3 protein-coding genes are annotated in these 1,728 nt (G+C 64.1%); all 3 read left to right on the plus strand.

Translation table 11 applies throughout. The annotated features are described in order from the left end of the window. On the plus strand, positions 1–232 hold a 232-nt coding region (locus WCJ41_RS22060; RefSeq protein ID WP_336907979.1), incomplete at its 5' end, for a TOBE domain-containing protein. Then, positions 229–1,125 carry an ABC transporter permease gene (locus tag WCJ41_RS22065; protein WP_336907980.1) on the plus strand — a complete coding sequence of 299 codons (897 nt, stop codon included), beginning with the start codon at positions 229–231 and terminating at the stop codon, positions 1,123–1,125. The genes WCJ41_RS22060 and WCJ41_RS22065, both read left to right, overlap by 4 nt. Beyond that, positions 1,125–1,728 (plus strand): ABC transporter permease subunit (locus WCJ41_RS22070; RefSeq protein WP_336907981.1); only part of this gene is annotated, 604 nt, incomplete at its 3' end. The genes WCJ41_RS22065 and WCJ41_RS22070, both read left to right, overlap by 1 nt.

A 1,728-nucleotide genomic window follows, 5' to 3' on the forward strand; every position in this document is an offset into this window, starting at 1 on the left:
GCTCTGCATCAGGCCGGAGGACATCCGGCTCGGACCTGCGGAGCGGGGCGCACTCACCGGGCGTGTCAGCCATGTCGCCTTCATGGGTGCGCTCTCGGACTATATCATCGCAGCGCCCGGCGGCCTCACGCTGCGGGTGCAGGTACCCGGCCCAGCACTCGCGCAGGCCGGGGAGAGTGTCACCATCGCACTTCCGGCCACTGCACCCGTCATCCGGCAAAGTGCGCCATGAGCGGCGCGAAGATTACGAGCGCGCGACCCACGGGCACTGAAAAAAAGACTCGGTTTCGCCTGCTTGACGCGCTGCTACTGGGTCCGGGCGTCGGCTTCCTGACGATTGCCATGCTCGTTCCCGCAGTACAATTGCTGCTGGCAAGCTTCGGGCTCTTCGGACTCGGCCAGTCGGGACAGCTGACGCTCAACAACTATACCAGTATCGCGAGCAATCCGCTGTTCACCAGTGCTTTCCGCTTCAGCCTGCTCATTGCACTCGTCACTACGGCGTTGACAATCGGCATCGCTACGGCTGTGTCAGCGCTGCTGCGGACGCAGGTTCCGGGCAAGCGGTTAATCACCTTCCTCTATAAGCTGCCGCTGGTGGTGCCGAGCCTCATCGCGGCCTTTCTCGTGCTCACCATGATCGGGCCTGGCGGCATGCTCGCCAGGCTGCTGATACCCTGGGGCATCGTCTGGCCGGACCTGCTGCACAACCGCTGGGGCACGGGCATCGTGATCGTGCTGTTATGGCACAGCTTGCCGGTCAGTATCCTAATCGTGTCCGCCGTCACCGCATCCATTCCGCAGGATGTCTATGAAGCGGCCAAGACACTGGGGGCCAGCCCGTGGTTCGTTTTCAGGCGGATCACGGTTCCGCTCTGCGCGCCGGGCATCGCTGCGGCCGCGCTCCTGGTCTTCATCGATTGCTTCGGAAGCTACGCTGTGCCTTCCCTCATCGGGCCCGCCTTCCCGCGCGCCATCGCCGTGATGATGACGGCGGAATTCTTGCTGCATGCCAACTGGGGCACGGCCTCGGCACTTGGCGTAGTGATGATCACCACTACGGCGCTGGTGCTCGTGCTCTATCATCGCCTTACCCGCAGTGCGCCGCAGGGAAACTTGCGCTGATGTTCCTGTGGTTCACCAAAAGCAGGGCGCTGCGGCGGCTGGTCGGCGGCCTTGCCGCGCTGGCCGCTTTGTTGGTATTCGGTCTGCCAATCCTCGTCGCGGTGCTGTGGTCGCTCGTCAATCCCAAGACCGGCTGGTTCCCACCGGACGTCGTGCCGCAGAGCCTATCGGGCGCCAATTGGCAGGCACTGTTCGCCGTGCCGGAGCTCTCACACGCTTTCGCAATGAGCTTCTCAATCGCAGCCCTCGTCACTCTACTTTCCCTGGTGCTGGGACTGCCCAGCGCCTACGCGATCGCCCGCCGGTCGCTCAGGCACCGCCGGCTGATCGAGCTCATCGTGCTGATGCCATTGATGATGCCGAGCATCGTTCTGGCCACCGGCCTCGGCGCTGTCTTCATGCGCATCCACCTTGCGCAGACAGTGCTGGGCGTGGTTCTGGCCCAGGCCATCGTCATCATGCCCTTCACGATCCGAGTCCTGACGGCGACCCTCGCCGGCATTCCTCAGGACGTGCTCGATGCCGCGCGCAACCTCGGCGCCTCGCCTACGAGGGTCGCATGGAAGGTGCTTCTGCCGTTGGCAACACCGGGCCTCTTCGCTG

Origin of the sequence: Aestuariivirga sp., assembly GCF_037139295.1 — a bacterium.
Taxonomy (GTDB): domain Bacteria; phylum Pseudomonadota; class Alphaproteobacteria; order Rhizobiales; family Aestuariivirgaceae; genus Aestuariivirga.

What these genes read in the sequence shown, in the direction of transcription:
- WCJ41_RS22065 (WP_336907980.1), top strand. Translation starts at nt 229, where the DNA reads ATGAGCGGCGCGAAGATTACGAGCGCGCGACCCACGGGCACTGAAAAA.